The 26,613-nt window shown below is 48.3% G+C and carries 19 protein-coding genes and 1 tRNA gene; 2 read left to right on the top strand and 18 right to left on the bottom strand.

From position 1 onward, the window contains the following. Positions 1-15: 15 nt before the first annotated feature. Positions 16-2,385, bottom strand: coding sequence for a carboxylesterase family protein (locus BUB86_RS05895; RefSeq protein ID WP_073206905.1), 2,370 nt, complete (start codon positions 2,383-2,385; stop codon positions 16-18). A 138-nt stretch (positions 2,386-2,523) separates the two neighbouring features. Between BUB86_RS05895 and BUB86_RS05890 the strand changes: the two genes are divergently transcribed. Next, positions 2,524-3,747 carry an MFS transporter gene (locus BUB86_RS05890; RefSeq protein WP_073206903.1) on the top strand — a complete coding sequence of 408 codons (1,224 nt, stop codon included), beginning with the start codon at positions 2,524-2,526 and terminating at the stop codon, positions 3,745-3,747. 5 nt (positions 3,748-3,752) lie between these two features. Here the strand turns inward: BUB86_RS05890 and coaW are convergent, their stop codons facing one another. From coaW to BUB86_RS05840, 10 genes are all read right to left on the bottom strand, one after another. Next, positions 3,753-4,580 carry a type II pantothenate kinase gene (gene coaW, locus BUB86_RS05885; RefSeq protein WP_073206901.1) on the bottom strand — a complete coding sequence of 276 codons (828 nt, stop codon included), beginning with the start codon at positions 4,578-4,580 and terminating at the stop codon, positions 3,753-3,755. A 93-nt stretch (positions 4,581-4,673) separates the two neighbouring features. After that, a tRNA-Phe gene (locus BUB86_RS05880) sits at positions 4,674-4,746 on the bottom strand. A gap of 157 nt (positions 4,747-4,903) precedes the next feature. Next, positions 4,904-5,968, bottom strand: coding sequence for a thiamine-phosphate kinase (gene thiL / locus BUB86_RS05875; RefSeq protein WP_073206899.1), 1,065 nt, complete (start codon positions 5,966-5,968; stop codon positions 4,904-4,906). Then, a complete protein-coding gene (locus BUB86_RS05870) occupies positions 5,950-6,786 on the bottom strand; it encodes a purine-nucleoside phosphorylase (protein ID WP_254795105.1) in 837 nt (278 codons plus the stop codon). Before BUB86_RS05870 ends, thiL begins: the two co-directional genes overlap by 19 nt. Beyond that, positions 6,716-7,906: a tetraacyldisaccharide 4'-kinase gene (gene lpxK / locus BUB86_RS05865; protein ID WP_073206894.1), complete on the bottom strand. Its 1,191-nt coding sequence runs from the start codon at positions 7,904-7,906 to the stop codon at positions 6,716-6,718. Before lpxK ends, BUB86_RS05870 begins: the two co-directional genes overlap by 71 nt. Positions 7,907-7,944: 38 nt before the next feature. Further along, positions 7,945-9,741 carry a signal peptide peptidase SppA gene (gene sppA / locus BUB86_RS05860; RefSeq protein ID WP_073206889.1) on the bottom strand — a complete coding sequence of 599 codons (1,797 nt, stop codon included), beginning with the start codon at positions 9,739-9,741 and terminating at the stop codon, positions 7,945-7,947. Positions 9,742-10,053: 312 nt separating this feature from the next. Next, positions 10,054-11,685: a chaperonin GroEL gene (groL, locus tag BUB86_RS05855; RefSeq protein ID WP_073206886.1), complete on the bottom strand. Its 1,632-nt coding sequence runs from the start codon at positions 11,683-11,685 to the stop codon at positions 10,054-10,056. 133 nt (positions 11,686-11,818) lie between these two features. Further along, entirely contained in the window at positions 11,819-12,091 is a 273-nt protein-coding gene (locus BUB86_RS05850) for a co-chaperone GroES (protein WP_028907353.1), read from the bottom strand. 117 nt (positions 12,092-12,208) lie between these two features. Next, the gene (locus BUB86_RS05845) at positions 12,209-13,168 is read right to left on the bottom strand and encodes an ATP-binding cassette domain-containing protein (RefSeq protein WP_073206883.1); all 960 of its coding nucleotides are present in this window, start codon (positions 13,166-13,168) and stop codon (positions 12,209-12,211) included. A 4-nt stretch (positions 13,169-13,172) separates the two neighbouring features. Beyond that, positions 13,173-13,379 carry a hypothetical protein gene (locus tag BUB86_RS05840; protein WP_073206881.1) on the bottom strand — a complete coding sequence of 69 codons (207 nt, stop codon included), beginning with the start codon at positions 13,377-13,379 and terminating at the stop codon, positions 13,173-13,175. A gap of 871 nt (positions 13,380-14,250) precedes the next feature. Between BUB86_RS05840 and BUB86_RS05830 the strand changes: the two genes are divergently transcribed. Next, positions 14,251-14,886, top strand: coding sequence for a lipocalin-like domain-containing protein (locus BUB86_RS05830; protein WP_073206875.1), 636 nt, complete (start codon positions 14,251-14,253; stop codon positions 14,884-14,886). A 1-nt stretch (position 14,887) separates the two neighbouring features. Here BUB86_RS05830 and BUB86_RS05825 read toward each other — a convergent pair whose 3' ends face one another. The 7 genes from BUB86_RS05825 to BUB86_RS05795 all read right to left on the bottom strand — a co-directional run bounded on the left by BUB86_RS05825 (position 14,888) and on the right by BUB86_RS05795 (position 26,610). Then, on the bottom strand, positions 14,888-15,385 hold the full coding sequence (locus BUB86_RS05825) for a DUF4251 domain-containing protein (RefSeq protein WP_073206872.1): 498 nt from the start codon (positions 15,383-15,385) through the stop codon (positions 14,888-14,890). Between the two features lies 1 nt (position 15,386). Beyond that, positions 15,387-16,760 carry a phosphoglucosamine mutase gene (gene glmM, locus BUB86_RS05820; protein WP_073206869.1) on the bottom strand — a complete coding sequence of 458 codons (1,374 nt, stop codon included), beginning with the start codon at positions 16,758-16,760 and terminating at the stop codon, positions 15,387-15,389. 21 nt (positions 16,761-16,781) lie between these two features. Beyond that, entirely contained in the window at positions 16,782-17,429 is a 648-nt protein-coding gene (locus BUB86_RS05815) for a DUF4827 domain-containing protein (RefSeq protein WP_073206867.1), read from the bottom strand. A gap of 62 nt (positions 17,430-17,491) precedes the next feature. Beyond that, positions 17,492-18,526 (bottom strand): DHH family phosphoesterase, encoded by a 1,035-nt coding sequence (locus BUB86_RS05810; protein WP_073206864.1) that lies wholly within the window; start codon positions 18,524-18,526, stop codon positions 17,492-17,494. Further along, positions 18,527-19,468, bottom strand: a complete 942-nt coding sequence (locus tag BUB86_RS05805; RefSeq protein ID WP_073206861.1) for a sugar phosphate nucleotidyltransferase — start codon at positions 19,466-19,468, stop codon at positions 18,527-18,529. Positions 19,469-19,556: 88 nt separating this feature from the next. Further along, entirely contained in the window at positions 19,557-21,890 is a 2,334-nt protein-coding gene (locus BUB86_RS05800; RefSeq protein WP_139261453.1) for a BamA/TamA family outer membrane protein, read from the bottom strand. Beyond that, positions 21,880-26,610, bottom strand: coding sequence for a translocation/assembly module TamB domain-containing protein (locus BUB86_RS05795; RefSeq protein WP_073206854.1), 4,731 nt, complete (start codon positions 26,608-26,610; stop codon positions 21,880-21,882). Before BUB86_RS05795 ends, BUB86_RS05800 begins: the two co-directional genes overlap by 11 nt. Positions 26,611-26,613: the final 3 nt, after the last annotated feature.

Below are 26,613 nucleotides of genomic sequence, written 5' to 3'. Positions count from 1 at the left end.
AGGGGATTCTTATTATTATTTGGTCATTTTAAGTAATTGCTTTGATGGAGCAGCATCGCCATCGAAAGGTTTGAGATACCAGCGAACCGTATATTTCACCTCCTGACCAGGTTGGAGTGTGGTGTAAGCGCCTTGGCTCTCGAGCTCGATATAGCTCTTGCCACGATTAACATAAACCTGAATTTCGGCCTCATCGGGAGCTGGCTGATCAGCTTTCAGATCATCGAACTTCTTGAGCAGCAGCAAACCGTTATTAGCGTAAGCCAACCAACCCTTACCATCGGCATTAATCTTACGGTTCTGGTTAGCCTCATCAGGGCAATACCATACAGCACCGTATTTTTCCTTAAACGCCATCAACCCTGCTGGGGTAATGCCCTTGAGCGGCGCCTTGAAGAAGATGACACCACCATCGTTGATGACGCGCGTAATCTCCCATGGAGCCACCTTACGCTCCTCGCCACTCTCGTTGATAATGGCGTAGGTAATCACAAAGGCACCATCCTTCTCATCGGTAGAGAACTCCTTGCGAATGCGGTATTTCAGGCGATTAGACACCTCGCCGGTAAGAATCAGCTTGCCGTCTTTTTCCTCAACAGTGTATGGATTCTTATCAAACTCAGGTACTGGAGGCCAGTTCCACTCCTTCTGAGGACTAGTCCAGAACGTTGAGCCAAACGACTCGGGGAACTTTGACTGCGAAATCATCTCCTGATCCTTGTACTTCAGCGAGAGGATTTTACCGCCCTGACGTGGCGAGATAGTCATCACTACATCGCCCACCTTAAGCTGGCGCCGACTCTGCTTGTCGCGGAATTCATCGAGCTGCTGGAAGCAATGCTTGTCGATAATCTCAGCCAGTTTGCGGTCGTGATTATGACGGAACTGCAGCTTGTCGCCAAACTCAAACAGTTCGCCATTCTCCTTGGTATAAGGATGCCAGGTATCGGGCAACCAAGAAACATTAGGATTGCCTTCTTTAGCAAAACGTGCCCAGATAGTGCTCATGGCATCAGCCAAACCTACCGAAGGATGCTCGGGTGAACCGGCATCGATATTGTCGAAACAGTACTTTAGCTCGGCACCATGAACGCATCCCTTGTTGACATCCGAACGTTTGGTAAACAGATACATATAGGTGGGTGCCTGGCGGGTCTGAGCTATCTCATCGGCGGTGATGATGGTCTTAGGACGGAACATCCAATCGATACTGAGCAGATCCTGAGGCGTATAGTCGGGATAAGCCTCGGCAAAGGCCTTGATATATGCCTGGGTGTCGAATCCGAAGGTGCGCATCAGCTCACGACGGGCTTCGTCGAGTGTCATATCCTTGCCATAACGCAGGGGCTGCACCTCGTTGAAAGTAGTACCTATCAGCAGAGGAATGTTATCGGAAATCTTAGCAAAACCATTCTGGAATGGCTGCTGCAACAACACCTCACCATCGGGCGTAGGACCAAAGCCCCACATCATCGGGGTGCCGGGCTTGCGTGCACCAATGCTGGCTGCCATGGCCTTCTGTCCGGCGGCACGCAGTTCTGCATAGGGTACATCCTTGATACGGTCAACATCCTCGGGCGCGATATTCAACTCTTTCAGCACGGCCTTACCCAGTTCTTCAGTCATCTGTTTGGTGTTGACATTCAGAATCGTTCCACTCATAATGATTGCCTTATGGAACAGTCCTTTGGCAGGTGGCATACACATCAGTGTGCCAACCTTGCCGCCGCCACCCGACTCGCCGAAGATGGTCACATTATCTGGATCGCCACCAAACTCGCGGATGTTGGCTTGCACCCACTTCAGGGCCTCAACGATATCGAGCATGCCAACATTGCCCGAATACTTGTATTTCTCACCAAACGGCGAGAGATCAAGGAATCCCAGAATATTCAGACGATGGTTAACGCTAACCACCACCACATCGTGCTGAGCCAGTTTCATGCCAGGGTCCCACTCTGATGTGCCAAAATCGAAAGCACCACCATGTAACCATACCATAACAGGTTTCAGCTTCTTGGTCGCAGAATCTTTCTGAGGCAGTTTGTCGGTCCACACATTGAGTACACAGCACCATTTCTCCGACATCTTATCTTCATCCAGTTGTTGTCCATTGGTGTTCTGCATGGCCTGAGGCCCCCACTTGTCACAATGGCGCACGCCTGGCCACTTGCCTATAGGCTTCGGAGGCATGAACCTCTCGACCAAAGCATAAGGAATACCAAGGAAGCCAACCGAACCTTCGTGGTTGAAACCTTTCACATAACCCGACTGGATCTTAACAATGAACGACTCTTCCTCCTGGTTAGGATCGTGACAATCTTGCGCCCAACTCGTCAACCCGAAGAAAAAAGTCAGCAGTAGCAATGATAAAGTACGTTTCATACAGTTTTTTTAAGCTATTATTTCAAAAATTTAGACGTAACAGACAGTCGAAAGTATATTCGTACACCTATTTATTATATAATGTTAACGTTACTTTGACCGATTACCGACCGAAAAAGTGTACCTTTGCACCCAAATATGGAAAGACTTTGGAACAGGAACTATTGCAAGGTGATGACAGCAAACTTCACGCTGTTCTTCGCCTTCTACATACTGACACCGTTGCTACCGCTATATCTTAGCGAGCACTTCGGCGCCACCAAGGACGTTATTGGACTGGTACTTTCGGGCTATACGATTACCGCACTGTTGTTCCGTCCGTTCAGCGGATATGTGGTTGACTCGTTTCCACGCAAGATGGTACTGATGATTGCTTTCGGCGCGTTCGCCATCGTCTTTGCCGGCTATCTGGCAGCCTCAACCCTACTGTTGTTCACCATTGTGCGCACATTGCATGGCGGACCATTCGGAGCGCTAACAGTGGCAAATTCAACGGTAGCCATCGATGTGCTGCCAAGCAGCAGGCGTACCGAAGGCATTGGCTATTACGGACTGAGCAACAACCTGGCAATGGCCATAGCGCCAACCATCGGTATCTTTATCTATCAGCTCACCCACAGCTTCGAATTCCTGTTCTGGCTAGCATTCATTGTAGCCTGCTTAGGCTGGCTGGTAGACTCTACGGTTAAGATTGAAAAACGCCCATGCACCAACGCACCATCAAAGTTGTCATTAGACCGCTTTTTCCTGATTCGTGGATGGTTGCTCGGACTGAACATGGTGGCCTTCGGCTTCAGCTTCGGTGTTCTCAGCAACTATTTAGCTATCTATGGTAAAGAGGTGATGGGCATTACAGGTGGCACCGGCACATACTTCATGCTTTGCTCGATAGGATTGATACTCTCACGCCTACAAGGCGGCAAAGCCCTGCGCAACGGACGCGTCACTCACAACGCTGCCGAGGGGATGGTCATCTCGTTAGTGGGCTACACCATTTTCATTCTGCTGCCAACAGTATCCTCACTCCTCCCTACTCCTTCCTCGCTTCTTGTTTACATCGGCTATTACGGCTCAGCCATACTCATCGGTCTTGGTAACGGCCATATGTGGCCCGCATTCCAGAATATGACTATTAATGTGGCTCATAATAACCAACGAGGCACAGCCAACAGTACCATACTCATATCGTGGGATATAGGTATGGGACTCGGCATACTTGTTGGTGGAATCGTATCAGAGTTGCTAGGCTACAGTGCCGCTTTCTGGACTGTTGTAGCCGTAAACGCCACAGGTGTGGCCACATTCTTCCTGGCCACACGCACATTCTTCCTGAAAAGGAATCTGAATGAAACCGTAAGGTAACTGTTTTACTTCTTATTGATGGTGTAATCAAGTGCGGCACCGATGGCGGTGCAGTACTGTGAGTATTTCGGAATATGGAATCGGATGTGATAGAGCGATTCCAGCGCAGGAAACACCTCTTTACACTGTGGCAGCAATGACAGATTACCAATCAGCACAAAGTCGCGGATATCGCTACCTATCGAAGCCAACCAAGCAGCCGACCCAATTGACTGCAGCACCATGTGTATCAGTCCTGCAGCAATATCTTCCTTAGAAGCATCGCTCTGAGCATTGGCAAAGTTAGATGCGGTAGTATCCATCGTCAGTCCAGGTACAGGAATAGCACTGATGTCGCCGATAGTAAGGTCGATATTACGGATATTACCATGCTTAGCCATGGTGGCCACCTGCTTAATATCGCTTGTGTTAAGCATGATGCGGGCCAAACCTGCTAACGTACCGCCCCCAACGCCGATACCTCCAATATGGCGCATATCGTTGCCGTCGCACTTAACAAACGATGTACCAGTACCCATCGACACAACAATAGTATGGTCGAGCTTCGACTCGAAGCGGGCGCCAAGTCCGTCGGCAATAAACTCCTGACTCTTTGCAGTTGGCAGTCCGTAGATAGACTGATCGATATATGCAGCGCCTACACCTGTAAGCATCACCTGCTCTACATCTTTCAGGTCGATATCGTTATCGTGCAGATACTTACCAAATGCACCAAATAGTGATGTGATAGGATCGGCAGCAGTAATACTGATAGGTGCTGACACCTTACCATTTTTGATTCCTACGATTTTTGTGGTCGAAATACCCACATCGATACCAATAACTATTCCCATGTTACATTATACATTGAACATTAAACATTAAAATGTACAAATACGAAAAAACCCGGCTGCATTACTGCAAGACCGGGCTAATGAAAGGAGGAGTGGTACCTCCAGGAATCGAACCGGGGACACACGGATTTTCAGTCCGATGCTCTACCAACTGAGCTAAGGCACCAACATTTCAAATTCGTTTTGCAAACATCCTTTCGTTGTTTTGCGGGTGCAAAGGTACGACTATTTTTTGAACCCACCAAACTTTTTAACGCTTTTTTACAAATTATTTTTCAGACCACCCCTATCCCCTCCTACTCAGGAGGGGGAATGCCTAGGGGCTATGTCAATGGATTCCACCCCTGTGCTTTCAACGTAAACTCCTGATTATCACGGGATACAAGCACCTGACCGAACTTTTCGTCGGTAATATGACCAATCAGCTTAACGCCGTCAATCTGCTCAATTTTCTCGTGATCGCCTATGGGAACAGTGAACAACAATTCGTAATCCTCGCCACCATTCAGGGCACAAGTAGTCACGTTCATATTCATCTCTTCGGCCATAACGGCTGTCTGATAGTCGATAGGGATGTTCTTTTCGTAGATACGACAACCTACCCCACTCTGCTTACAGATGTGCATCAGCTCTGACGACAATCCATCGCTGATGTCCATCATAGCTGTAGGACGTATGCCAGCCTCGTGCAACTTCTTAATGATGTCGCCACGAGCCTCTGTCTGCAACTGTCGCTGAAGCAGATATTCCTTACCACTGAAATCAGGCTGGAAGTGCGACAACTCTTCAAGCGCACGTTTATCGTTCTTCTTTTTAGCCTCTTCCACCTGCTGGTAGTACACGCTTTTCTCGCGCTCCAGCAGCTGCAATCCCATATAGGCTGCACCCAGATCGCCACTAACGCATATCAAATCTGTATCCTTGGCGCCACTGCGATACACAATATCCTCTTTAGCCGCCTCGCCGATACAGGTGATGCTGATAGCCATACCTGTATACGATGATGTGGTGTCACCGCCAATCACGTCTACACCCCACTTATCGCAAGCCAGCTTAAGTCCGCTATAAAACTCCTCGATATCCTCAACCGAGAAGCGCTTGCTGATGGCCAGTGATACCGTCATCTGCTTTGGAGTACCGTTCATGGCGAACACGTCGCTGATATTGACCATAGCCGACTTATATCCCAAATGCTTCAGGTCTATATAAGTAAGGTCAAAGTGCACGCCCTCCATCAACATGTCGGTTGTCACCAGCACTTCCTTATCGGGATAACTCAGCACGGCACAATCGTCGCCAACACCCTTCTTGGTACTGTCGTTCTTAATCTCAATGTTTTTTGTTAGTCTGTCTATCAGACCGAATTCTCCTATTTTTGCGATTTCCATTCTTCAGTAGGATGAGCAGTGTTAAATTGTTCCTTGTTATGAGCCTCAATACTCTCGGCTCTTGCTATCATCTCGCGCATAATGGCAGTCATCAGTGGCTGTGCCATGTTAGCAGCCTCCTGTACCTCTTCATGACTAACCTCTACGGGTACATCAAATCCGCCCAGATCGGTAATCACCGATATGCCAAAGGTCTTGATGCCACAATGGTGTGCCACAATCACCTCGGGTACGGTCGACATACCAACGGCGTCGCCACCCAATATGCGATACATCTTATATTCGGCTGGGGTCTCGAAGGTTGGGCCCTGCACACCTACGTACACGCCATGCTGCAGCTTGATTCCCTTTTCCTTAGCTATCTCTTCGGCCTCAGCTATCAGGTTGTGGTCGTAAGTCTCGTGCATATCTGGGAATCTTGGACCTGTTGGGAAGTTCTTACCACGCAGCGGATGCTCGGGGAAGAAGTTGATATGATCGGTGATAATCATCAGGTCGCCGATTTTGAAATCAGGATTCATACCGCCGGCAGCATTCGACACGAACAGGGTTTCTATGCCCAGCTCGTACATCACACGCACGGGGAACGTTACATCCTTCATCGAGTAGCCCTCGTAGAAGTGGAAACGGCCCTGCATTGCCATGATGTCAACACCACCCAGCTTACCAAAGATAAGCTTGCCTGAGTGTCCCTCTACGGTTGACACTGGGAAATTTGGTATCTCCTGATATGGAAACTCGTATCTATCAGTTATTTCTGAAGCTAATTGTCCGAGACCTGTTCCCAGTACTATCGCTGTTTTGGGACTTGTGGTCATTCTTTCTTTTAGCCAGGATGCTGTTTCTTGAATTTTTGTATACATAGCCTAATATTTTATTGTTGAATTCTTCCTCTTGTCCTTGCATAATGACTATGCGCATGGGCAGAACAAACAAGCTGCTCTTCACCTCATCGCTCAGTCCTTCTACAGCCACCAGTCGGGTAGCATCCTTCTCGGTGGTTAAAATAATCTTTGGCTCAACCATCGATGCAAAAGTGTTGTTGATATTTGCCACATCCTTTTTGCTGAAGTTATGATGATCGCCAAACGTAAGCGGAGTGATTTGCGATTTCAGCTCCTTCAGGTCGTGCATCAGTTGCTCAGGCGAGGCAATGCCTGTAAGTAGCATGATGTTCTTGCCGTCGAGGGCATTAAGTTCCTCAAGCTCATTCTGCTTGGCCACATCCTTAAACACCGCCCTTGGCGCATCGTAATCGTGCGATGAGAAGAACAACTGCTGATATGGATACAGTTTCATGGCCTTGGTGATGACACGGAATTCCATCGGCTTCAAGTCCTTCGGACATTTCGTAATAATCACTATATCAGCCCTGTCCTTTGCCCTTACAGGTTCACGCAGTCTTCCTGCCGGCAGCAGTCTGTCGTATATCACTAGTCTGTGATAGTCTACCAACAATATGTTGATACCAGGTTTCACGTAACGGTGTTGGAAGGCATCGTCGAGCAATATAACGTCAACATCAAGTCCGTTACCCTCTTCAGTAAGATTTTTGATACCACGGGTGCGTTTCTTATCAACTGCCACTGTAATATCGGGGAACTTATGCTTGATCTGATAGGGTTCATCACCTATCATTCGCATAGGGGTATCCTTATCTGAGAGGACATAGCCACTGCTCTTTCGTTTGTATCCACGACTTAACACTGCCACATTCATCTTGTCCTTCATCAGTCGGATCAGATATTCCACATGCGGCGTCTTACCAGTTCCGCCCACGGTGATATTTCCTACCGAAATCACAGGAGTCTTAAACGAACGGCTCTTCAGCACCCCCATCTCAAAGAGGATGTTTCTGATACCAACTCCCAAGCCGTATAACCAGCTCAGCGCCAGCAGTTTCTTATTGATTGTTATAAAGTCGCCTTCAACTCTCACTATTCACTCTTCACTATTCACTATTCACTATTCACTCTTCACTTCATGCGGATATCTTCAAGCATACGAGCCTGAATGCGACTATTGTTCTTGATGTCGTTACGAATCTGCATCAGTGGCAGATAGGCATCGCCCAGAAGCTCGCGGAGCTCTGCATCAAGATATGACCCCTTGTTATCTTTCGACAGCAGGTTGTCAAGCCAGCTTACCTCTCCAGGATAAGCTGCCGTATGATACTCGTCGAGCTTAGCCAGCTCAGCAGCCTTCTTTACGGCGTCATCAAGGCTTCCAAGCTTATCCACCAGTTTGATCTTGATGGCATCGGTAGCCAGCCATACGCGTCCCTGAGCAATCTCGTTCACCTGCTCAGGCTTCATGCCACGACCTTCGGCCACTACATTCAGGAAGTTCTGATAACCGCGATTGATATTATTCTGCAGTTTCGCCATGATCTCTTCGTTGTTCTTACCTACAACCAACTCAGTATCATAGTCAGCAAACTTATTGGTCTTCACACCATCGAAGGTCACACCCAGCTTATCGGTAACCAGTCCGCTGAAGTTAGGAATCAATCCGAAGATACCGATACTACCAGTGATGGTAGTTGGTTCGGCAATGATATAGTTGGCAGGCGAGCTAATCCAGTAGCCACCCGATGCAGCAGCACCACCCATAGATACCACAACAGGCTTCTTAGCCTTCACCAGCTTGATGGCATGACGGATATATTCTGATGCCACAGCGCTACCGCCACCAGAGTTTACACGGAACACAACGGCCTTCACGTCGTCATCTTCGGCCAGCTTACGCAGGTCCTCGGCCGTAGTCTTACCAACAATGCAGTGGCCACCGCCATCGAGCATATTCATAGCCTCGTTATCAACAATGCTACCATAAGCATAGTAGATAGCGATCTTGTCGCCCTTCTCCTTTTTCTTCGACTTCACATTCAGCATGTCTGCCAGTGTCAGCTGCTCAATATCGTCGTCCTTATCCAACTTCAGGCGCTGCTTAATTTCGTCCTTGATTTCTTCTGGGAACATAATCTTGTCTACCAGCTTAGCCTTCACATAGTCTTCGGTAGCAGCAAATGCCAGCAGACTGTCGTTCACCAACTGATCCAGGTTGGCGGCTTTAATCTTACGACCCTCGGCCATCTCCTTCAGCATATGGTTCCAGATGCCTTTGTAGAGCACCTCACGCTGTTCGCGGTCGTACTCGCTCATACCTGTCTGGGTGTTACTCTCTACATAACTCTTATATTTACCCACCTTGGCCACCATATATTTGATGCCAAGCTTGTCATACAGTCCTTTATAATATTCGCCCTTGCCACCAAGACCGCGAAGATCAATCGAACCCTCGCCGTTCAGATAGATTTTATCTGCCACGGTAGCTACATAGTATGAAGACTGATAGTAATCGTCGGCATAGCTCACAATCCACTTGCCACTCTTCTTAAAATCTTTCAGAGCATCACGCAGTTGCTGTGTTGTAGCAGGACTGTCGAAACTGGCTTCACCGCCTTCGATATAGATACCCTTGATGTTCTCTTCGTCCTTAGCCTTACGGATGCTGGTCACCAGGTCGTCCAGCCCCATAGAGCCTTCTCCGCCAAGTCCCAGCAGGTCATCAAACGGTGTTCCTGCCTCAGCGCGCTCGTTGATCGATCCATTTAGTTTAATTACAAAAACTGAGTTCTCCTTAACTTTAGTAGAAGCCGAATCGCTAGCCAGCATACCTACCAAAGAGATGGTAAAGAACAATGTCATTACCAGCCCCAGAACTACAATACCACAGATAGTGGCAAGTGTCATTTTTAGAAATTGCTTCATAAATGTCAATTAATTGGTTACGTAACAGATTGCAAAGATAGTAACTTTTTCTAATACTACAAACATTTTCGGCGAAAAACTCAAAAAAAACTGACTGTCATCACGACAGCCAGTTCCAAAAACAAACTACTTAAAAACTAATCTACTAAAACAAATCAAAAAAATTTTTTATTTGCGGTTGCAAAATTAGCGGGTTTTCATTTAATCCACAAAACTTTCCAGCATAAAAATGAGGTATTTATTTTAAAATAACTAAAAAAGGGGATAGATTCTAAAATCCATCCCCTAATTTGTTATGCTAAGTTTGCAAAATTACATCATTCCGCCCATTCCTGGAGCACCACCCATTGGCATGGCAGGCTCCTTCTCAGGCTTGTCAACAATCAGGCACTCAGTAGTCAGGAACATGCCTGCGATACTTGCTGCATTCTCCAGAGCTACACGAGCCACCTTGGCTGGATCAATAACTCCTGCCTCGCGCAGGTCCTCGTACTTGTCGAGACGGGCATTGTAACCGAAGTCACCCTTACCCTCGCGAACCTTCTGTACTACTACAGCACCCTCGCCACCGGCATTGGTAACAATCTGGCGCAGAGGCTCCTCAATAGCACGACGGATGATGTTAACACCAGTCTGCTCGTCGGCGTTGTCGCCCTTTACAGCCTCCAGGGCCTCCTGAGCACGGATGTAGGTTGTACCACCACCAGCTACAACACCTTCTTCGATGGCAGCACGGGTAGCGCACAGAGCATCGTCAACGCGATCCTTCTTCTCCTTCATCTCAACCTCGCTGTTAGCACCTACGTAAAGCACTGCTACACCACCGGCCAACTTAGCCAGGCGCTCCTGCAGCTTCTCCTTATCGTATGATGAGGTTGTATTCTCAATCTCCTTCTTGATCTGAGCAATACGATCCTGAATGGCCTGCTTGTCGCCAGCACCATTCACGATAGTGGTGTTATCCTTTGATACAGTTACCTTGTCGCAGGTACCCAGCATCTCGAGTGTAGCCTGCTCAAGCTTCAAGCCCTTCTCCTCGCTGATAACTACGCCACCAGTCAGAGTAGCGATATCCTCGAGCATAGCCTTACGACGATCGCCGAAGCCAGGAGCCTTTACAGCACATATCTTCAGTCCACCACGCAGACGGTTTACAACCAGTGTGGTCAGAGCCTCAGAGTCAACATCCTCAGCGATTACCAGCAATGGGCGTCCGCTCTCAGCAGCAGGCTGCAGGATAGGCAGGAAGTCCTTGATGTTCGAGATTTTCTTGTCGTAGATCAGGATGTATGGGTTCTCCATCACGCACTCCATCTTCTCGCTGTCGGTGATGAAGTAAGCTGAAAGGTAACCACGGTCGAACTGCATACCCTCAACAACACCGATATGAGTATCGCGGCTCTTGCTCTCCTCAATGGTGATAACACCGTCCTTGCTAACCTTGCGCATAGCCTCAGCCAGCAGCTCACCAATCTCCTTATCGTTGTTGGCAGATACAGTAGCTACCTGCTCAATCTTGTCGTAGTTGTCGCCCACCTGCTCAGCGCTCTTAGCGATGTGCTCGGTTACAGCCTTCACTGCCTTGTCGATACCGCGCTTCAGATCCATAGGGTTAGCGCCGGCAGTAACATTCTTCAAGCCCTCGGCTACGATAGCCTGAGCCAGGATGGTAGCAGTTGTTGTACCGTCACCAGCATCGTCGCCAGTCTTCGATGCTACACTCTTAACGAGCTGAGCACCTGTATTCTCGAACTTATCCTCGAGCTCAATCTCCTTTGCTACAGAAACACCGTCCTTAGTAATCTGAGGAGCACCGAACTTCTTTTCGATAACCACATTGCGGCCCTTAGGACCAAGTGTTACCTTTACTGCGTTTGCCAACTGGTCAACGCCCTGCTTCATAGCATCGCGGGCGTCAATATTGAATTTAATATCTTTTGCCATAGTTTTATTTTTTATATTTCCTACGGATTTTACGGATTTATCGGATTTTCTATTTCTATATTAATTCGTATAATCTGTATCGCTCGGCTTTGCCGCTTGGCTCGTCCAAGAATCCGTAGGCCTTATTAAACATTTATTTTTCGATCACTGCGAGTACATCACTCTGACGCATCATCAGATATTTTGTTCCCTCAAACTCGAGCTCAGTACCAGAGTACTTACCATAGAGCACTTCATCGCCCTCTTTCAGTATCATAGCCTCGTCCTTTGTGCCCTGTCCTACGGCCTTGATAGTTCCGTGGAGTGGCTTTTCCTTAGCGGTGTCAGGAATAATAATACCGCCGATCTTCTCTTCTGCAGGTGCTGGCAATACCAACACACGGTCTGCTAATGGTTTGATGTTCATAATAACTTTATATTTTTATATTTAACTTTAATTTCTGCCACAACATCTGCCAAAACCGTGCCAAACCCTGACACGGTTTCATATTATGCCACATTGGCAGATTATTTTCTTTTTTGGTTACGAAAGAGTGATGATCTCATCACAAAGCTCACTAACCGTTGGACGATGCGTGATAAAAATCATAGTGGTATTGGGATGAGCAGCAAAAAGACGACCGTAGAGTTCTCGCTCTGTAGGCTCATCGAGCGAGCTGCTTATCTCGTCCAGCAGCATGATATCGCCCGGATGTAGCAGTCCACGCGCTATGGCTATGCGTTGTGCCTGCCCCTCACTCAGTCCGCCGCCACGCTCGCCCAGTTCGGTGTCGATACCATCGGGAAGCTCCAGCACAAAGTCGGCACATGCCGTGTGCAGCGCCTTCAGCATCTCCTCGTCGGTAGCATCGGGCTTAGCCAGTTGCAGGTTATAGCGTATGGTGCCGCTCATCAGCGTGTTGCCCTGCGGCACAAAGCAGGGCTCGCTGCCCACCTGCACACGTCCTTCTGTTGGCGTGATAAAGCCCAGGATGAGTCGGAACAGCGTTGTCTTTCCAATGCCTGTCTCGCCCATGATGGCAGTCTTGGTGCCAGACTTGAACTCATGACTGAAGTGCGACAGAATCTCGCGGTCGCCCGAGGCGTAGCGGAAGCTGACGTCGGTGAAGGTAACGCTTTGCGAATTGCAAATCCGCCTATCAGTGCAGCCGCATTGCCGCTCGGCTTTGCCGCTTGGCTTGTCCAAGAAATGCGGCTGAACGGTGGAAGAGGCTGTTAGCTCCTCCAGCCTGTCGATGCTGGCAGTGGTATGTATCACCGTTGGCACCATGTTAAGCAGCTGCAGTATGGGGTGCTGAATCATACCCACCAGCTGCAGGAACGATGTCATCACACCAAACGTGATGGCGCCCGAGCGCAACTGCAGTCCGCCCCACACAAAGGCCAACATATAGCCAAGGCCGAACACGCATCCCATTATCAGGCGCATCACTACGGTGAACTTCAGTCGACGCATCACATTGCTACGCAGTCGCTGCTGCATGGAGTCAAGACGGTCGGTAACCCACTGCTCGCTGCCTAAACTCCTCCGAATACTCAGGCCGTTCGCCCTGACCAATAGTCAGGCTAAACAGCTGTTCAGGCGCACTTGCAACCCTAAACACCTCATAGTTCTCCATCAACTGAAAGCATTCCGCCTCAGCCTCCACGCAGAACCCATGTCCTGCCACTATATAGTATCTTGCTTCTCTCATTATGTTGATTTGCCAATTCGCCGGCAAAGTTACAAATATTTAATAAGATTACAAAATAAAATACCACAAAAAAGTTAGCCAAATTGCAATGAATAAAAGCATAGCTTTCGCATAATGAAAGCTATGCTTTTGGAGGGTGAAAGCTATGCTTTCGAGGTGCAAAACCTATGCTTTTGTAGAAGCACTACGCGCATGCTAAAAATTCTGGCCAAGGGGGCCTACGGGGGAGTCATATGCATCAGGCTGCGTGTCGTTAAGACACACGCAAGCCTGCCTTTTTCTTTATTTTCTTTTTCTATTTCTATATCTATATATATCTATATTTCACGCGCGCAAATTATAAGTACGCACGTGAGTATAGCAACCTTGGCGCAACTTTGGTGCAACTTTGGCGCAACTTTGATGCAACTTTGATGCATCTTTGCCGTACAGTTGCAGCATCCATCATGTCGGGATCGAATAGTGAAATGCATAGAAGGGCGCCACCTCAGCCGTAGCCGTCGTGGCGGTGAGCATTAAGAGTAGATTCAGTAAAAGTTTCTTCATGCTTTCTTTATTTTGTTAATTACTTGATTCTAATGCGGGTAGTTTTTACACCAAAACAGGCAAAAGATTACAAAAAAAAATGAAATAAAATGTTCAAAAATCGCAAATGGTGTTAGAAAATCCACAATTAGGTGTTAAAAACGTGGCCTTTTTAACACCTAACACACGCCAAAACTGTTTTGAGATACAAAATATGCATAATCCTCCTTTTATGATCTCAAGTAGTTTGCTTGTTAAAAAACGCGCAAAAAGCATCTGAATTATTGCTAGTTACAAATAATTATTGTATATTTGCAGACTGAAACCATACTATAGGAATTATTACATGATGGAGAATCTAAGAAAAATATTTGTGGGTGCTATGCTGCTGATGACATGTACAGCAGCTGCTCAAGACATTAACATGGTGGTTGACAGCGTGAAGTCGGGCTTGAAGGCAGGCTCGGTAAAGAATGCCTACAACACTGTTTCGGATGCCTTTAAGGTGAAACGAGCCGAAGCCGACTCGCTGGTAGGGACCTGGATATATTGTGAGCCAGCGGTATATGCCACGAAGGGGAACGTGCTGTTTAGAATGGTGGAAAATGCCACGACAACGCAACTGGAAAAAATGCTAAACAACTATCTGGAGAAATGCCATATCACCCCCAAGAATACAAAGTTTACCTTCCACCAGAATGGCACGTTCGAGCGCGATATCGTAGGCCATAAGGCTCAGGGAGTATGGCTGGTAAACGGCGACAGACTGATATTAGGCATTAAAAACGTGATGACAGCCGACATCACTACGCACCAGGATGGCGAAAAACTGATGTTTCTGATTGACATCGATAAACTGATGAATGCCTTAAAGATGCTGGGTGCCATGGAAGATAACAAAACGAACAGGGCGCTCATCAAGTTGACAAAAAAAATACCCGGCCTACAGGCCGGGCTATCGTTTGTTAAGAAACATCGTTAATTTACAGATTGCTAACTGAACCTTGGTAATCGATGTAGTCGCGATCTTCAGGAGTAAGGTGGATGCTGGCAGTACCGGTGTTATCGACGATGATTCGGAACTGATAGTCATCGCCTGAATAATTGATTTTGAAGGTGATGATACCGCACTTCTTTTTAGGCTGATACTGCAGCAGATAGTTCTGCACCTCACCACGATACTCAATCTTTGAGTCCATACGTACCTCACCACGTGTCTTCATGTGGGGGATGTCTTCGCGACCTACGTAGGGCAGACTGCAATCAATCTGATTACCATCGATCTTGAGCCAACGGCCCATGATGGTCTTACTGGTGCCACGCATGGGAGTCATAGAGGTGACGCTGATGCGATACTGCTGACTGCCAACACTGGCTTTTACCATCTTGAGGTTCTCAGCCTGACGGGCTGCACGCTCCTCGGATGTAGCACAAGATACAATTGCCATAACGGCAACAATCATTACGAGAATCTTTTTCATATTACTGCATGTCATAAACTACTTGCATCAACTGCTTGCCTAACTCGTCGGCCTGCTCCATGGTCTGAGCCTCGCTATAAACACGGATAATGGGCTCGGTGTTAGACTTGCGAAGGTGTACCCAACGATCAGGGAAATCGATTTTAACACCGTCGATATCGTTAACTACAGCTGAGTTATCTTTTGCAAACATCTCCTTAACCTTAACCAGAATAGCATCTACATCGGTTTCTGGAGTGAGGTCGATACGGTTCTTGGCAATCTGATATTCAGGGAAAGTGGCACGGAGCTCACTAACCTTACAGCCCTTCTGAGCCAGACTGCTGAGGAACAGAGCGATACCTACGAGGGCATCACGACCATAGTGGCTCTCGGGATAGATCACTCCACCATTACCCTCACCACCGATAACAGCTCCTACCTCCTTCATCTTGGTGGTAACATTCACCTCGCCTACTGCAGCAGCTGTGTACTTGCCACCATGCTTCTCAGTAACATCGCGCAGAGCACGGGTTGAACTGAGATTGCTAACGGTATTACCTACGGTGTGGCTGAGCACATAATCGGCTACTGAAACCAGGGTGTACTCCTCGCCGAACATTTTTCCGTCTTCACAGATAAAGGCCAAACGGTCAACATCGGGATCAACAACGATACCAAGATCGAAACCACCCTGCTTCATCTTATCCATAATACCCTGGAGATTCTTCTCAAGGGGCTCTGGGTTATGAGCGAAGTCGCCAGTACACTCGCCGTTAAGTATCTCGTAGTCTACACCAAGTGCCTTAAACAAATCGGGCAGGATGATGCCACCTACAGAGTTGATGGTATCAACACAAACGCGGAACTTGCGCTTGCTGATAGCCTCGCGGTCAACAAGTTTGAGTGCAAGCACTGAGTCGATATGACGCTGATTAAATGAATCATCAACAGTACAAGTGCCCAAATGATCTACCTCGGCATAGTTAAAGTCCTCGGCTTCAGCCATACGGAGCACTTCTGCACCATCAGCAGCAGTCAGGAACTCACCCTCGCTGTTAAGTAGCTTCAAGGCATTCCATTGACGTGGATTGTGAGATGCGGTAATAATGATACCACCATCGGCACCAGCCATACGTACAGCCAACTCTGTAGTTGGTGTAGTTGCATAGCCAATATCTATTACATCGTAGCCCATACCCATCAAGGTTCCAACAACAACGTTGCGAACCATCAGGCCCGAGATACGGCCATCGCGGCCAACTACGATTTTTTTGCCTCCAATAAACTGGGCATAGGCAGTAGTAAACTTTACAATGTCTAATGGATTAAGTGTGTCACCAGTACGTCCGCCAATAGTACCGCGGATACCGGAAATAGATTTGATAAGTGTCATATTAATTAACTAAATAAATCGTTATGATTCTCGTTGATATGTTATTTCATAATAGCACGGAATAACATTGCTCGACGCAGTGGCATGCCCCTGAGAATGAGGAACAATAATACGCACTTTTGCACAGTCATCTGTAGCCGACTGAGGACGCCCCACCTTGATATACGACAGTGGAACCAACCAACCAGAAGGAACCGAAGCACTGCCATAAACCTTATACATGATGCCACTCTCGAACGAAGCACTGAAAGAGCCACTGGTACGTGTTACCTGAATGATATCAGGCAGAGCCACAACCGAACGGCCATAATAGTACAGTGATGGATTATTGTTGCACACCGTAGTTGTATCATCAAGAATATCGAACTCAGAGAATCGGCATACCAAACGAGTGGTCTCACCATCCTGCAGCTTAGTGCCACATCCCTCACGAACAATCTGCATGTAAACACCGCTCTTGTCGAACTTAACAAACTCATTACGTGACAGATTTGTGGTATAACCCTGCTGATTGAACTGATCTTCGGTAATAACAACAATAGAAGAGTCGGAAATGAACTTAGCAATAGCGTTACGCTCCTTTTCCTTCTTATCGCCGTAGGTCTCATAGTCATTACAACTACTGAGAACAGCGGCAAAAGCTATCATGATAAACAGTATTTTCTTCATTATATAATCAAATTGATGGTGCAAAAATACGAATTATTTCGCAAACTGCACCAACATTTAGGCTACTTTAACTTGTTTTGATAAGCAATAATAGCTTTTTTTGTAATTTCGATAGCATCTTCGATGCTTCCATCTACCCTTCCACCCGATGCATTGAGGTGGCCTCCACCATTAAAGAACTCCTCGGCCATAAGGTTGCAAGGGAAGTCATCGACCGAGCGCAGACTCACCCAAACCAGGTTAGGCTTTTCGGTATCTTCGCGCAACGAGATAGAGAGTTTCAGGCCCTTAATCTGCTGCGGGATATTAACGAGTCCCTCGGTATCGCCCTTGATATAGTTGAAGCGCTTAAGTTCGTCGCGGGTAAGCGAGTAGAACGCAGCATGATACTCAGGCATATACTGCAACTTCTCATACATCACATAGCCCATGAGGCGAATACGGTTCTCAGAATAGTTGTGGAACACATTTCGATAGATGCGGTCCTTATCGATATGCTTGGTGAGCAATTCGCTGATGATGAGAAAGATTTCAGGACGGTTGCTGTTGAAAGTAAAACCACCAGTATCGGTCATCATACCGCAATAAACAGGAACGGCAAACTGCTTGTCGAGCTGATCGAACGCTCCCATCTGCCAAACAATACGGAACACGAGTTCGCAAGTGCTCGAAGCCTCTGGATGCGACACCACGAGTGCAGCATCGAGATCGGGCTTAAGGTGATGGTCAATCTGTACCTTCTTGGCAGGACTGCTTACCAAAGCCTGCTGCATCTCATCGACACGACTGGGCGTGTTGAAGTCGAGACAGAAAATGAGATCGGCAATCTTAAACAGCATATCGCACTTCTCGGTGTGCTTGTCGTAGCGCACAATCTTCTCGGTGTTAGGCAGCCACTTCAGGAAGTCGGGATACTGATCGGGCACGATAACGGTAACGTCTTTTCCACGATGACGCATGAACTCTGCCCAACCTAATGTGGAGCCAACAGCATCGCCATCGGGACTCTTGTGACATACTACGAGTACGGTATTTGCATCAGAAATCAGCTGGTCCATCAGAACCAGCTGATCATTATCTAAAATGTTGATATTCATTTAGAAAAGTTTGTTTGGATATACGCCCTCATCAACGAGCTTCTTAATGCGAGCCACAGTTGCATCGCGATCGGCTGCATAGGTAACACCGAACCACTTGCTGGTGGTATCGAGCACCTCGACAGTAGCAGTGCCCTCATTGATAAGCTTGTTAACCATCAGAGGAATAAAGAACTCGGCCTTCAGGTTCTCCATGTTCTTAGGATCGCTGAGGAACTCCTTGAAATACTCCTCAGAGTACTGGAAGTAATCGGGAGTGAAGCCCCACATATTCATTGAAACAGGGGTGTTATCCTCTACTGCCACCCACTTGCCGTCTTCATCTTTATAACGAACAGGCTCGCTGGCAGCACCGGCGTTTGAACCATCGGCAGCGCAACGTACAATCTCAGTGCGCTCTACTACTGTAGTAAGATGACCCTTCTCGTTCTTAGAGCATACGCCACGAGCCACAGTACCGTTCTCGCTCAAGGTATTACCTACACGGAAACCTACCATAGCATACTGGTTCTTAGCGTCCTCAGGCAGATTAGCCAGATACTTACCGATAACCATAAAGGCATCGCGGTTATAGAAATCGTCGCAGTTAATTACGCAGAAAGGCTCCTTGATAACATCCTTACCCATGAGCACAGCGTGGTTAGTACCCCAAGGCTTCTGACGCCCTTCAGGAACACTGAATCCTTCGGGCAGAGCATCGAGTGCCTGGAAACAGAGCTCACACTTAACCTTACCTTCGTACTTAGCGAGAATCTGAGTGCGGAACTGCTCTTCGAAATCCTTACGGATAACCCATACAATCTTGCCGAATCCAGCCTGGATGGCATCGTAAATACTGTAATCCATAATTGTCTCGCCGTTAGGGCCCAGACCGTCAAGCTGTTTCAGGCCGCCATAACGACTTCCCATGCCAGCTGCAAGCAGAAATAGAGTTGGTTTCATAAAGCTGTAATTTTTTGAGTTATATTAATTTGCGTGCAAAGTTACAAAAAATATCTTGATTAAGATACGTATTAACGTGCCTTAACAATTAAAATGGATATCCGATGGCAAAATGGAGTGTATGGGCCCCTTTAAAGCTTGGTACATTAAAATAGCCCGACTTGCCTGTGGGATACGGGCAGTGGAGTGCTATACCCCAGTCGAGACGTATTACCAAGAAACCCATATCGTAACGAACGCCTACTCCAGTACCTAATGCCAGCTGGTCGAAGAAGTCGCCAACTGATTTAGGATAATCGCCCTCTGTAAATTCACTCTTAAAGTTCCACACATTACCAGCATCGAGGAACACAGCGCCATTCAAATCGCCAAACAACTTGGCGCGATACTCTAGGTTACCTACCAGTCTGGCTTCACCATTCTGTACCAAGTAATCAATCTGGCGTGAATAATCTCGGCCATCAAAATTACCTGGTCCTATCTGGCGCACACCAAAGGCACGAACCGTATTGGCACCACCCACATAGAACAACTCGCTGAACGGCGCGCTTTCGCTATTACCATAACAATAGATGAATCCGCCATTGGCATGACCTACAAGCTGTGATGTAGGTGTGAGGTTCCACGTCTTACTGAAGTCGCCCTCAAGTCGCACAAACTGCGAATATGGTGTTTTGAACATGGTCTTTCCTTTCTCATTGAACGAGTGGCCTCCGGCTATATCCCAAAGCGATACCAGATTGCCAGCCTCTTCGAGTGTTGCCTCGAAACGGATGGGATGGCGCTTAGACTGCGGACTGCTATACATAAAGGTATAACGCATCTTCGGGATGAAACAGTCTTCCATTGTTGCAGCCAGATAAAGGTTGTTCACGATAACAGAATCGAACTTCGCTGTAGAGCTGTTCATATACTGATACTTGACCGTAAGTGGCGAGAACTCATGGCGAACAGTAGCCGAAGATTGCCAACGATAGGTCCACTCACCGCTTACGATATGCATCTTGTAATACTCTGGGCGGCGAACCACATCGCTCGAAACCTTGGCATAGGTAGTAGGCGAAGAATAGAAGCGGCGACGGATAGGTCGACCGTTCTTATCACGACGTATACGGTCGCTATTATAGAAAGGCGCGATAATACGCGGAAACTCTATCGACAGATCGGCACCATACTGGTAGCTGTTCATATCAGAGTTAGCTCCCTTCTGCCACTCGTAGGCGCCATGCAGGTTTAGATCGAGCTTCTCACCGGCACGGAAGGCATTACGACGCGTAAGACCGATTTTAAGCTCAGGACCGTAACGGCCACTGGTACGACCTTTGGCATTGCCCTCGATATAGAAATCGTAAGGCTTATCGAAAGTGCAGTTCAACTTCAGGTCGAGGGTATCAGTACCTGGTCGAGGCGTAAACTGGAAGTCGGTGCTTGAGAACACACCGGTAGCATTAATCTTACTAGCTGACTCCTGATACTTCTCGTAACTGAACTCCTGACGCGGACGTAGACGCATATTGCGCAATACCACGCGAGGCATGATGGGCGACTTCTTACCATTGAAGTGCAACGTCAGCGTGCGACGCTTAATAGAGTCGTTCAACACCTCGCGAGACGACTTACGGAAGTTAACATCCAATTTACCGATATACCACTTCTGCAGCGCCTGTTCGGGCAGTCCAGATGCCAGTTGGAATCTGAGCTGCGTTTTATTATCAACAGCAAACGTATCGGCCAGATACGATGAATAGCTCGAGTTGTAGTAGTAATAGCCGTTGTTACGCAGCAGCGTGTTGATGCGCGAGCGTTCGGCATCAAGATTATTGATACTGAACGGCGACTGGCTCTTAATAAGACTCTCTTCGCTAGTAGAATCGATGAGTGCCTGCATAGGCGCAGGGAAGTTAACGTAGCTCACAGAATCGAGTTTGAAGAGCGAATCGAGATGGATGGTATAGCCTATCTTGCACTTCTTGGGATTCTTCTGCTGCACAAGGTCGAAAGTAACATCGCCACGGAAATAGCCGTTGTTGCGAAGCACCGAACGGGCTACCGAACTACGTAGCGTGGGGTTTACCTGACTCATCAGTACAGGAGCCTTACCAAAAGTCTTGGTCATCCAGCGTGCAAAGCCAGAATTCTTGCCACTATACGTATTATATACCCACAGATGCCACGACCAGGGCACCGTGTAATAGCTACTACCGAACAGCGAACCGTTAGGCTGGGTAGCCAGAGCTGCCTCCAGCTCCAGTTTGGTATTCTCCAGATGTTTCTCGTACGCCTCATTTTCGTATTCTCTATCGTCTGGATAAGCAATCTTGGTCAGACCCACAAAGAGTTGTTCATCTTCGGGGATGTTTTTTGTCATCGAACAGGATACGAGACAAAGCGTAATGGCTATATACTTTATTTTATTTAGCATTTCGATCTCTGTTTATTGGTCTGACACTATCGGTGCGCAGGCTATCGCGCGATGTTGCAGTAGGCGATGTTCTAGGCGCCATCGTAGGCTGTGGTTCCTTCTTCCAGAAAGTGAGCACATCAAGCAGACTGTTGAGTTTGCGACGCCATACGAAACCGATACCGTATTCGCCGGTATAACCCTCAAGCCAGTCGTACACGTTCTGATTGTAGAACACCTTCAGGTTCTTGGTAGCGTCCTGATTCAGGCGGTACTCCATCGTTACATTGTCGAAGAACGACTGGTTGCTGCCCACAGCCTCGCTAGCTCCCGACGATACCTTTCCGCCCAATTCAATCTTCAGACGGTTGTTAAAGAATCGCTTGGCAAACTTAAACGAATAGTCGGTACGCATGGTTCCTGAGGCATCGGTGGTATTGTCGATACCCACACTCAGGTCGAGCGTTTTGAGTGCTGAGCCGGCAATATTGTTGATTTCGCTCTGCAAGAACGAGCTGAGCGCCGAGTTCATTGAGAATCCGCCAGTGTTTCCATCGGCCAGATACATACCCGTGGTAAGCATGGCCACGGCCATCTTACCTCGCTCTTCCTTCGACATGGTGGCCAACTCACCACTAATATTCTGATCCTCGGGTGCATCGATGGTAAACTCAAGACCCATATCGTTCAGCGTCTTGGTGATGATAACACCGCAATCGAACTGAACGGTGCGGCTGGCACCCGACTCATCGGTAACATTCGATTTTACACGCTCGGTAGCCGTAATGTTCAGCTTCGGGTTCATCGGGTCGCCCGTAAACTCTACGTAGCTGCCCTCCTTAACGGTAAACGTCTTCAGGGGGATGACAGGCAGCGAGTACTTCATCTCGCCGCTCGAAAGCGTGTATCTACCCTTCAGGTCTATACCCTCCGAGTTGTATTTCATTCTCAGGTCGCCACCACCCATCAGGTCGACATAGTTCGACTCGTCGGCATTCAGATTGCACACAATGTGGGCGCCCTGCGATACATTGACGTTGAGGTCGATATTAAGTCCTGTTGGTGCGGGATGAGTTACCACTACCAGCGTTGAATCGCTGAAGTCGGTAAACTTAACCAGTTCATCCAGTCGGTTATCGGTAGAAAGTGGCGAATCGAGCAACAGGTACTTCATATCTGTTGATCCCAGCACATCCAGACGGCCACGCATGTTCAGACTCTCAATCGGGCCCTGCAGTCGAGCCAGGAAGTTAACGTAAGCTTTACCCCAGGCCACACTCTTAGCCTGCTGCTTCGAGTCGATCAGCAGGAAGTTGCGGGCACGCATACGCATATCCATCGTCATGTGGTCGGTATCCGAGAAGTCGATGTTACCCATCAGGTTCAGCAGGTCGTTATTGCTGGAGCGCAAACCGAAGTTCTCGAGCAAAAGCTTTGAGTCAACGATACGCACAGGGTCATCATCAAATCGCATGCGGATGCCGTATGGGATGCTCACCAGGAAAGCCGAATCAACAAACATCTCGCCGTTAACCTCCGGATGACTTGTAGTGCCGCGGATGGTTACACTACCCTCGCCATAACCCTCAAGACCCACCATCTGATCGGGCACGAAACCATTAACCAGCGATAGCGGCAAACGGGTCATATTGAAAGTGGCATCAATAAATCCTTCACCCTCGTTCTGATAGGTTCCGCTCAGCATACCGAACTCCTCATCGTCCAGCATCAATCGGGCTTCTACGGCATGCTTGTCGTCCTCCTTCATCAGATAAACCATTTCGGTACTGATGTTACCTATGGGCGAACCCTCGTAGGTCATCTGATGTACCGACATATCCGCTGCTACTGATATATTCTCGTTGCGGTCCTGCAGTATATGGTAGTCGCCGTTCAGCTTTCCGGTAATGCGGGGCAGATATGGAATTACAGATGTCAACTCACCGAGATCCAGCCTGTTGATACTCATGGTGATATCCTGCAGCATGGTAGAATCCTGATTCTCGGTATACAGTTTGATACCGGTCTTATCGTCGGCTATCAGGTCAACCTTGGCCTGTAAGCGCTTGTTACGGCCCATAAACAGATAGTTATCCTTGTTCAGGTTGAACACCTTATATCCGATGGTGGGGCGCTCGGGCAGCAGCCTGAAGCGTATGCCATCGCTTTCCATTTCGGCAGTAGCACCTAAGCGTACTCCCAGTCGGTCTTTATCATCATAATATCGCAAGCCTGCCAGTGCACCGTGCTGATGGATGGTACCATCGAACAAGGCATTGAATACAAACTGCGGATTGCGCTTGTTATTACGCACCTGTCCCTGATATGTCAGTCGGTCGCCCTTCTGCGTCAGGTTCAGCCTGATGGTGTCTATGCGCGTACTATCGTAAATCAGCGAGTAGAGATAGCTCTTACCATTGATACCCGTTTGGGGCGATGTAGCCACATCGAGCATCATCTCCTTGAACTGTATGTCGAGCACCTGCATCAGGTTGGCTATCGGGTTATCGCGCTTACTCTCGATATGTACCTTCATCTCGGGCAGCAGACGCTTGATGGCAGACTGGTCGATAATACGCTTGTCCATCTGTGCCATCACCGAATCGCCCAGAATAGTCAGCTTGTTCAACAAGCGCTCGTAGTTTCCGCTGGCATCCAGTTTCACAATGAAGTCGCCGCTCTGCATGCGGAAGATAACGGTGTCGAGATTGGTATTGATATGCAATCCGATAAAGTCAGGACGCAGTGTACTCTTCTGTCCGGTGATGTAAATCTCATCTACCAGTCCGGTTACCTTATGCGTGAGTTTCATGTCCGACACCACATCAACCGAACCGCACAGTCCGATAGCCAATGGCTTTTCTACCAGTCGCATACGGTACAGGTCGGCCTTATCCAGGTCGGCACTGATGGTGGCCATGAGTTTCTTGGTGTTCAGCAGGGCATCTACACCAATGGTACCGTTCAACAGCTCGTTGTGGCCCACTATCGATGCCAGTGCATGGCCGTTAGCCAGAGTAGCCTGGGCTGTGATGTTCTTCAGGTTCTGCCTACCGTATTGCAGCTGATGCACTTTAGCGTCGGCAGTCAGTCGGCTCTTGTTCGACAGGAAGTCGGTACCATAACCCTTAGCCTTCACATCGGCAGTAAAGGTGTAGATAGAGTCGCGAGGCATAAAGTGATGCAGGTTCAGGCGGTTGATGCTGATATCGGCATCGTAAGTCATAGCCTCGGTTACCAGATCGCCCTTAGCATTGAGCGGAATGCTGGCGCCGCCTTTAAACTTAACCGTTCCAGCACCCTCGCGAGCTATCAGGTTGGTTTGGTAGCGCGTGCCGTTGGCCTTCAGCGTTCCGTCTACCTGCAATCCGTTAGGTATGCGGTAGTTACGCATCAGTGCGGGGTCGGCCAGCCCTAGTGTAAAGTTGATGTTCTCTGCACGGGCACTCATTTTGATATCTGCCTGCATGCGGGCCATATCGGTCACGTTGTCGGCCGTACCGGTGGCAGTCATTCGGAATGCCGTTGGCAGATGTATGTCGAGCCCTGTAAAGGCCATGTGCTGCATGTTGCCGTTGATAGAGCCTTTGATACTGATGGGGTGGTTAGGATAGTTTTTAACGAAGGCCTGCGGCATGTCGCCCATAAAGCGCATCAGGTCTTGCTTACCTATCTGTGCATTCATACGGAAACGCATGGCTCCTGGATTCAGTTCGTCGAAGGTATTGAAGTCCATGGCCAGTTCGGTTTCTATGTCAGTATCAGGGGTTTTCAGCTTCAGTGTGGGTATCATCAGGCGCTTATCATCCATCGTAATCTTAGCCATCAGATTACTGATTTGCAGTCCGCTCTTCTCCTTGGCCTGCAGGCTCCTGATGATAAGCGATGTGTTAGGGTCGATGTATTCTATCGAATCTACGCGCAGGTTGATATCGGTCAGCGACAGATGGTTGTAGTCCAGTCCGTCGGTCTCGGGTTCGAAGCGGTTGTCGTATTTCAGTCGGCCGTCGGTCCAGTCCAGACTTTCCACCTTATATATATTATGGCCCAGGTCGGCCAGCACCGTGCGAGCCACTGCCCTACCCATATAGGCCTGAGCATTCAGCGTATCGCCTGGCAGATGAACCATCAGATTGCTCTTCAGGATACTCACCGAATCAGCATTCACTATCCATTTAGCTGTTGATTCCGTGGTGTCTACAGCCGCTGTATCGCTGAGTGCGATATCCAGTCGGGCTTCTGAGAGTCGGGCGCCGTTCACCTCTACGGTTTCCTTATCGAGGTCGATGCCGCGCGACGAAAGCCATAGTTCCTGCAGCTCACCTTTTACGCGCAGGTCGCCGATAAAACCATTGGTGTTAATCTTAGCCTGAGTCATCGACAGTTCGTCGATAACCACACGTTTTTCAAGTAGTGGCAGCAGCTGCACATCGCACACCATTTTCCGCACATCGGCAATGGTATCCTGCAGTTGGGGGATAGAGTCGTTCTTGGACGAGCCAAGCGGCGAAGCCGAGCGCGGATGTAATGCACGGAAGCCCTCGATGCCAAGGTCTAACGGAAATTCCAGGTTCACATGCTCTATGGTAATCTGCATGCCTGTTTTTTCTGAGGCGATAGATGCTACCTTCTTTACCGCCCAGTTTTGCACGGGTGGTAAATACAGAAGTACGGCCAGTATAAGAATAAGCAGTATGGGCGTTATGGCCGCAATACCCAACCACTTCAGTGTTTTTTTCATTTC

The organism is Xylanibacter ruminicola (genome assembly GCF_900142525.1).
GTDB lineage: Bacteria > Bacteroidota > Bacteroidia > Bacteroidales > Bacteroidaceae > Prevotella > Prevotella ruminicola_A.
This window is presented reverse-complemented; position numbering and strand designations above follow the sequence as displayed.